The organism is Pseudorhodoplanes sp. (genome assembly GCF_050250235.1).
Taxonomy (GTDB): Bacteria; Pseudomonadota; Alphaproteobacteria; order Rhizobiales; family Xanthobacteraceae; genus Pseudorhodoplanes.
The window spans coordinates 19,795-27,299 of sequence record NZ_JBFWPA010000087.1 but is presented as its reverse complement, the minus strand read 5'-3'; the positions used below and the strand labels follow the sequence as shown (position 1 = coordinate 27,299).

At 60.8% G+C, this 7,505-nt stretch carries 9 protein-coding genes; 1 reads left to right on the top strand and 8 read right to left on the bottom strand.

Features of this window, described 5'->3' with window-relative positions; all coding sequences use genetic code 11:
* The 4 genes from AB7F49_RS27365 to AB7F49_RS27350 all read right to left on the bottom strand — a co-directional run.
* A partial coding sequence (locus tag AB7F49_RS27365) for a TRAP transporter large permease subunit (protein ID WP_428528304.1) occupies nucleotides 1–555 on the bottom strand: 555 nt, incomplete at its 3' end.
* Nucleotides 555–1,145 (bottom strand): TRAP transporter small permease, encoded by a 591-nt coding sequence (locus tag AB7F49_RS27360; RefSeq protein WP_428528302.1) that lies wholly within the window; start codon nucleotides 1,143–1,145, stop codon nucleotides 555–557. The genes AB7F49_RS27365 and AB7F49_RS27360, both read right to left, overlap by 1 nt.
* A complete protein-coding gene (dctP, locus tag AB7F49_RS27355; RefSeq protein ID WP_428528300.1) occupies nucleotides 1,111–2,130 on the bottom strand; it encodes a TRAP transporter substrate-binding protein DctP in 1,020 nt (339 codons plus the stop codon). The genes AB7F49_RS27360 and dctP overlap by 35 nt, the downstream gene beginning before the upstream one ends.
* A gap of 247 nt (nucleotides 2,131–2,377) precedes the next feature.
* On the bottom strand, nucleotides 2,378–3,130 hold the full coding sequence (locus AB7F49_RS27350; RefSeq protein WP_428528299.1) for an SDR family NAD(P)-dependent oxidoreductase: 753 nt from the start codon (nucleotides 3,128–3,130) through the stop codon (nucleotides 2,378–2,380).
* Between the two features lie 162 nt (nucleotides 3,131–3,292).
* On the opposite strand from AB7F49_RS27350, the gene AB7F49_RS27345 reads away from it, so the two are divergent.
* Complete coding sequence (locus tag AB7F49_RS27345) at nucleotides 3,293–3,958, top strand: TetR/AcrR family transcriptional regulator (protein ID WP_428528297.1); 666 nt, start codon at nucleotides 3,293–3,295, stop codon at nucleotides 3,956–3,958.
* On the opposite strand, the gene AB7F49_RS27340 is transcribed toward AB7F49_RS27345, so the two are convergent.
* The 4 genes from AB7F49_RS27340 to AB7F49_RS27325 form a co-directional block, all read right to left on the bottom strand.
* Nucleotides 3,900–4,982, bottom strand: coding sequence for a hypothetical protein (locus AB7F49_RS27340; RefSeq protein WP_428528295.1), 1,083 nt, complete (start codon nucleotides 4,980–4,982; stop codon nucleotides 3,900–3,902). The two genes, AB7F49_RS27345 and AB7F49_RS27340, sit on opposite strands and share 59 nt — an antisense overlap.
* A gap of 110 nt (nucleotides 4,983–5,092) precedes the next feature.
* Nucleotides 5,093–5,797 (bottom strand): ABC transporter ATP-binding protein, encoded by a 705-nt coding sequence (locus AB7F49_RS27335; protein ID WP_428528293.1) that lies wholly within the window; start codon nucleotides 5,795–5,797, stop codon nucleotides 5,093–5,095.
* Nucleotides 5,794–6,540, bottom strand: a complete 747-nt coding sequence (locus AB7F49_RS27330; protein ID WP_428528292.1) for an ABC transporter ATP-binding protein — start codon at nucleotides 6,538–6,540, stop codon at nucleotides 5,794–5,796. The genes AB7F49_RS27335 and AB7F49_RS27330 overlap by 4 nt, the downstream gene beginning before the upstream one ends.
* On the bottom strand, nucleotides 6,533–7,504 hold the full coding sequence (locus AB7F49_RS27325; protein ID WP_428528290.1) for a branched-chain amino acid ABC transporter permease: 972 nt from the start codon (nucleotides 7,502–7,504) through the stop codon (nucleotides 6,533–6,535). Before AB7F49_RS27325 ends, AB7F49_RS27330 begins: the two co-directional genes overlap by 8 nt.
* Nucleotide 7,505: the final 1 nt, after the last annotated feature.

Sequence of the window (7,505 nt, the reverse complement as noted above, 5' to 3'; positions counted from 1 at the left end):
CAGTGCGGGAATGATGGCGGCGACGAACAGCCTCAGGATGAACTGCTCGGAAATCAGCCCATAGATCACCAGAATGATCGACGGCGGAACCATGGCGCCCAAGGTCCCGCCGCAGGCGATACTGCCGCTCGCAAGCGACGCCTTGTAGCCCCGCGCGCGCATCTGCGGCAATGCGATCCGCCCGAAGGTCGCGGTGGTGGCGATCGACGAACCCGCGATCGAACCGAACGCGCCGCACCCGAGAATGGTCGCAACCGCAAGCCCGCCACGCACATGACCGATCAGCGCACTGGCGAAGCGGTAGAGGTCGGAGGCCATGCCGCTTGCATTCGCGAAGCTGCCCATCAGAAAGAACAGCGGAATGACGCCGATGTCGACATTCGACAGCATCGAAGAGGCTTCGGTGCCGAGCAGCGACCATGCGGCCCGAAAGCTCGACATCAGACCGAATCCGACGACACCGACCAGCACCATCGCGATGCCGATCGGGACGTGCAGCGCGATCAGAAGAAAGACGGCGCCGAGAGCGGCCAGCACCGCGAGTGTCGGGTCCATCAGACCACCACATCCCCGTCCCCGGCTTCGGAACGCGGCACAGGTTCACGCATGAGCAGCGCAGCCGCGTCATGTACGATCAACAGACATTGCGCGAACGCCGCCAAGCCCATCAGGACCGAGCCGATCCACCACACGGGCGCAAGCGGGATCAGCAACAATTGCGAGGCTTCGCCGGTCTTCGCCAACATTAATGCACGCAGCGCGAATTGCCATGCGAAAGCGCCGAGGACCACGAGGATGGCCAGCCCCGCCACGATCTCCACCATCCAGAAGCCGAAAGGGGCGAGCCTGGTGCCCAGCGCGGTCACCCTCAGATGCTGCCGGGTGGCGGTACAATAGGGAAAGCAGGCCAGAATACCCACCGTCAGCAGAATTATGACGACATCATTCGTTCCGAAGAGCGGCTGCCCGACGATCGACCGCATCACGACGTCAAGGAGGGTCAGCGCAGCGGAAATGGCGATCAACGTGACCGCAAGGAAGGCGAGCCACGCGACCGCCATCAGATAGAATCGCTGCGCCCGGCCGAACATGTGGTCGATCGGGCCGTCGCTATTGTGCCTGCCGGACCTTGGCAACTTCGTCACGGAAGGTCTGGACCAGCGCATCGCCGTTTGGCTGACTACGCGCCCAATCTTTGATCACGGATGCGACCGCCTCCTCGGCGCGCTTCATGTCAGCGTCCGACATCGAGGACAATTGCTTGTTCGGTGCAGCCTTCCACTTCTCACGGAGTTCGCTTTCGCGTGCGCCGATCGCATCCACCCACATTTTCACCAGCACAGGCCCGCTGTTGCGGTCGAGGATTTCCTTCGCTTTCGGGCTGAGCTGGTCATAGACATTCTTGTTCATGAAGATCGCGACCGGGCTGGGACCCAGGGGGAGTTCGAGCGCGTAATTGGCCACGTCGAACTGCTTGAAGATCACTGAAGGTGTAAATCCAATCAGGTCCATGTCCAGCACACCTCGCGACATGGCCTCCGCCGAGTTGGAGAAGTTGAAGCCCGAGACAGGGGAAGCGCCGAGCGTCTGAACCGACTGCATCTGCAAAGGGGTCGACGCCGAGGAACGCAACCCCTTCAAGGCCTCGATGTTGGGTACCGGCTTGGTCGACATCACGATGACCGGGGACGACGTCGCCTGCATCAGGGGGACAACATCGTCCCAGCCGCGCAGCAGCTTTTTCTCGTGCAGGCGCCAAAGTGCATATGAGCCCTCCCCGACCGAGCGAGCAATGGTTGGGAGGCTGACGACCAGATTGTCCGGGAATTTTCCTGGCGTAAACCACGGGAAACCGAATGCGATATCGGCGACGCCGGACTGCACCAAGGTGAGCTGATTTCTCGGATCCCGTCCGAGCGCGCCGCCGGCAAACATCTTGATCTCGATGACGCCTTTTCCGTCCTTGTTCACCTGATCGGCCCAGCGCTGCCAGATCTGGGTCGCAATGCTGGCGGGTGGTTCGGTCGTTGCGAATTTCAGCACAACCGGTTCTTGCGCGCTCGATTGGGGTGCCAAGATCAAGGCGATCGCTGGGATCAGGCTCCCGATAAGATATCGAACGAGATTCATATCAAGGCCCTCGTCAGGTTTGAGAAAGCGGCTCGGAGCGTTTGGCGCATTCATGCGGCCGCATCATACGCCAGCAGCTTAAGAGGGCGAGCGTGCTCCTCGCGATATGCTAGTTCGGCATAAGCCAAACGGAGTCAATTCGCCATCGAAGGCGAAATAGGCCTCGAAGGAAGGCAACGTTCCGATGCCGCTCAGCCACCACCTGGCAGTGCCAGGGCATTTCGCCAGCGCTCCGTTCGTCGGAAGTCTATGGTGCCGAGCGGAAGCGAGCAGACAGCTCCCTTTCCAACCCCTTGGGGTCCTCCCGCAGACGACGGTTCACCTCGTCGGAAAACTCGTGCAGATAGACCTCGTCCAAGCCCTGCTCGATTCCGTCCAGCGTCCGCTCCGCGACCTCGGCCGTTGTCGATTTCGGCCCGGAAAACGCCCGGCTGATCGCCGTATCGACAGCCCACGGCATGACGGCGATCACTGCAACGGAACGATCCGCCAGTTCTGCCCGCAGCCCCTCGGACATTCGAAGCAGCGCCGCCTTGCTCGCACAATAAGTACCGAGATTCGGCAACGTCACCTTCGAGAGGATGGAAAGCATGTTCACGATCGCCGAGGGTCGCGACTTCGCGTTCGCGACGAGATGCGGCGCGAACGCACGACAGACCGCAAGCGTTCCGAAATAATTGATCTCCATTTCGGAGCGCGCTGTTTCCAGCGCGTTTTCCGCAAGGAATGTCGAGCGCAGATTGACGCCTGCAATGTTGAACAGGAAATTGACGTCGGACGCCGTCTCCGAGACCTCGCCGACCGCCCGATAATCCGCGATATCGAGGTTCAAACAGTCAACCGCTTCGCTCCAGCCCGATGGACGAACGCCGCCCACGAAAGCGCGATCCGCGGCGTAAATCTTTGCCGCCCCACGCCGCAGCAAACCATCGACCATGCCGGCGCCAATCCCGCCGGCTGCGCCGGTTACGAAGCAAACCGATCCCTCGATGCGAGCCATCATGTCTTCACCCATGCATATAAGCGAGTGACCATCGATATTGTTCTTTGCGCCGAGCCGAACCTTGGATATTAGTTACGCACACGTCCCAGCGATCGAATCGTCGATGCTCCCCAATTTACGAACCGCGTGCTCCCCGCCTTTTTCCGCCGAGAGCCATTGATGTCTCAAACCAAGAAGCCCGAGATACGCCGGGCCATTTTGACCGGTGCGTACGACCTTTTTCGCCAGAAGGGCTACGCCACGACCACGACCGCGCAGATTGCAAAGCGTGCGAAAGTGTCCGAGTCGAATGTCTACGTCTATTTCGACTCGAAGGCGCAGATCCTGTTCGAGATCTACGAGCCTTGGCTTCGGGAGCGCGTGATCGCGCTCCGGCGAAAACTTGCGAAAGTCGAGGCGCCCAGAGAGAGGGTACGGCTGATCCTCAAGCTGCTGTGGCAGAGACTGCCGAGCGACGAAGGCGGCTTTTCCAATAACCTGATGCAATGTCTTTCAACCCTGTCTCGCACCGGCCATTACAAGTCGGAATTGCTGCTCTCGGTGGAGAAAGACATCGAAGAGATGATCCTCTCCTCGGCACCCGAAGAGCGCCGCGACCAGATCAGGCATGGGCGGCTCGTCCACATTCTGATGATGGCGCAGGACGGGTTCGTCATGAACTATCATCTCGATCCAAAGAACCGTGCCCAGAGCGCGAGCGTGGAACTGATGTGCGACTTTATCCTCGGACCCGAGCGGTCCGGGAAGGGGGCGCGCACCGCCCGCCCTAACGCGCCTCCCGCGCAACGCTCAGCGTCGGTTCGACGATCCGCCCCCGCTCGATGATGGTCTTGCCGTCGAGCTCGATCGTGCAGCCGATCATGGGCACGTCATAGTGACCGCGCGTCGCGCGCTTGCCGCCCCCCTGCGTATTGGGTCCGGTCGAAAACAGGAAGTTGCCCGGAAACACACGCGCGGCTGCACGATTTCGCTCCGGAATATCGCCCTGCAGCGCCATCCAGTTCCACCGCGCCTGCGGATTCATGCCCCAACCCTGATGCGATAGCGCGTAAGGATCGCGATCGTCCGGCGAAACCTTGCCGTCTTCCAGCCAGCGCTCCATCAGCTCGGCGTCGAGTCCACCTTCGATTTTCGTCACATGCCCTTCACGGATTTCCAGATTCACCGGATCGACGACATAGCGGCAATAGGGAAGGATCACGATGTCCCCGGGACGGAGCACGATCGTGCCATGCGCAGAACCTTCGTTCGGGAAGGTGTGGATATGCCCCGCGCCCCACAGATCGAAATGTCCCGGTTCGTCGGCATAGCCCCATTGCGTCATGACCGGATATTCACCGCACTCGAAGGTCAGTTCGGTCCCGCCATCGCGGGTGACGCGAACCTTTTTCGTTTTTGCATAGAGGCTTTCGGCGTGCTTCATCGCCTCCTTCAGGCCGGGAGGCGACATCAGCTCTTCGAGGTCGTCCGGAGAATCGTGCACCATCAGAACACGGGTGCCGCTCGACATGACGTCCTTGAGCCATTTCGTGAACAGCGGAATATGGAAGATCAGGACCAAGTCGGCCGCACACAACGCCTCAACCGTCCCCTTGCAGGTACCGATGGTCGGCACGTTCACCCTGGTCCATGACGGCGTGGCACTGACAACCATCTCGTAGATGTTGGCGCCAAGCTCTGCGGCGGCGACAAAGGCTGCCTGAACATATTCGCGACGCGTGTTGAGATCGGACACGATCGCGATCGTCTCACCCGACTTGACCTTGCAGAGCTGCAACTGCTTGCGGAACAGCGCAGGAAGACGCGCCGGGTTGATTTCCTGTGGCCTCACGCCCGCTTCGCCGATCATGTTCGCTCCCGTCGACTGAGGTGAATTTGATACGATATCCGAATCCAGTCAATAGCGAGTGTTACTCATTTTTATGACCTGCCATTCCCGTGCGGCGATCTCGCATGCGACTACAGACCCAGATAGGTTTGAGCCAGCGCCGAGTCGGCAGCAAGCGCTGCCGAAGACCCGCTCCAGACGACTTCACCCTTATCCAGAATGTAATGACGGCTCGCCAATTCCAGCAGCTCGGCGAGGTTCTTGTCGATCAGAAGGATGGAAAGTCCGGCCTGTTTAAGCCGCTTGATGCATTCCCAAATCTGGCGGCGCGCGAGCGGCGCAAGGCCTTCCGTCGCCTCATCGAAGATCAGGAGCGAGGGATTGGTCAGCAGGGCGCGTCCGATCGATAGCATTTGCTGTTCGCCGCCGGAGAGGGTGATCGCCGGCTGAAGCGCACGCTCCTGAAGAATCGGGAATAGCTCGTAAACCGAATCCGGCGTCCACTTGCAGCCGGGGCTCATGCGCGCTGTCGCGAGCAGATTTTCCTCGACATTGAGCAGACGAAATATCTGACGGCCTTCCGGTATCAGGCCCACGCCAAGCCGCGCGATCCGGTTGCTCGGCCATCCATTGATCCGGTTGCGGAACAGATGGATTTCACCAGCGCGCACCGGGAGCAATCCCATGATGCAGCGAATGAGCGTGCTCTTGCCCATGCCGTTGCGCCCCATCAGCGACACGACCTCACCCGCTTCGACGGAAAGGCTCGGTCCAAACAGGACCTGGCTCGGTCCGTAGCCAGCCTCCAACGCCTTCACTTCGAGAACGTCCGTCATTCGCGCCCCAGATATGCGTCGAGCACCGCCGCATTCGACTGCACCCTGTCCGGCACGTCGGAACAGATGGCCACGCCATAGACCATGACGGTCACACGATCCGAAAGCGAGAACACGACATCCATGTCGTGTTCGACCAGAAGCATGGTGATATGCGATTTGAGCGACGCCAGCAGCGCGGTCATGCGGCGCGTATCCTGCTTGCCCATGCCGGCCATCGGCTCGTCGAGCAGCACCATGGCCGGCTCCAGCGCAAGCGCTATGGCGATCTCGAGCTGCCGCTGTTCGCCATGGGCCAGATTGCAGCTCAAGGTGCTGGCGCGCGCGTCGAGGTCGACCCGTTCGAGCAGTTTCCTTGCCGGCTCGACCAGCTCCGGATCGGTGCTGGGACGCACGCCGAGCTTCAGCGGTCCGCCGATCCGGCTTTGCACGGCGATCACTACATTTTCCAGCGCGGTGAAGTCCTGCAGGATGGACGTGATCTGAAACGAGCGCGCGAGGCCCCGCTTGACCCGATGCTGGATCGTGCTCTGCGTGACATCCTCGCCCCGGAAGACGATCCGTCCGGCATCGGGCTGCAATTCGCCGGAGAGCTGGCCGATCAGACTGGTCTTTCCAGCGCCGTTCGGCCCGATCAGCGCGTGAACCTCGCCGGACCTGACCGAAAGGTTGAGGTTGTCGGTCACCCGCACGGCACCGAAGGATTTCGACAGGTTCACCGTCTGAAGGATGACGTCAGTCATGCGGCCTCCTGCGGCCCGCCATCAAGCCGAAGACTCCCGCGGAACTGGAGAGAATGAAAATGAGCAGGGCGATGCCGAGAAGCAGCTCCCAGTGGTCGGTGTTGGCGACCAGCCATTCCTGTCCGAGCAGGAACGCCGCGGCCCCGACAAGACCGCCGTAAAGGCTTCCCATGCCGCCAAGAACAAGCATCACCATGAATTCGCCGGACTGATGCCAAGACAGCATCTGGGGACTGACATGGCGCATGCTGTTCGCCATCAGGGCGCCCGCGAATCCGGTGCCCGCGCCCGAGATCACAAAAGCGGCCAGAAAATACGCGTTGACCGGATAACCGAGAAATTTCATGCGGCGCTCGTTCTGCGCGCAGCCGATGATGACGTTGCCAAAGCGCGAGTTGACCAGAAGCCGCAGCAGCAATACGGACGCGATCAAGGCGGCGAGCACGATGTAGTAGAAGACCATCGGGTTAGAGATGTCCTGGCCGAACAGACGCTGCCGCTCGGCCATGCGCAGCCCCTCGTCTCCCCCGTAATTCGGCAGCGAAAAGAACAGGAAATAGAGCATCTGCGAGAGCGCGAGCGTGATCATGATGAAATGGATGCCCCGCGTCCGCAGCGCGATGGCTCCGATCAAGAGGCCGGCAACAGCAGAGGCGGCGACGGCCAGAGGAATTGTTATCGCCGCTTCGCGCCCCATCAGCCGGAACCACGAATCGGCGGACGCCTGATCGCCGTGGAGAGCAATGATCGCCACCGTGTAACCGCCCAGACCGAAGAAGGCGGCGTGCCCGAAACTCGGCAGGCCGGAATATCCCTGAACCAGATCAAGGAACACGACGGCGATTCCGACGATCACGATCCGGGTCCATAGGCTGATCAGGAACGGATTATCCTGCCAGTCCGCAATGAGCGGGATTGCTGCCAGAAACACGAATATCAGAAGAGCAACTACGCGGCCCCGCATC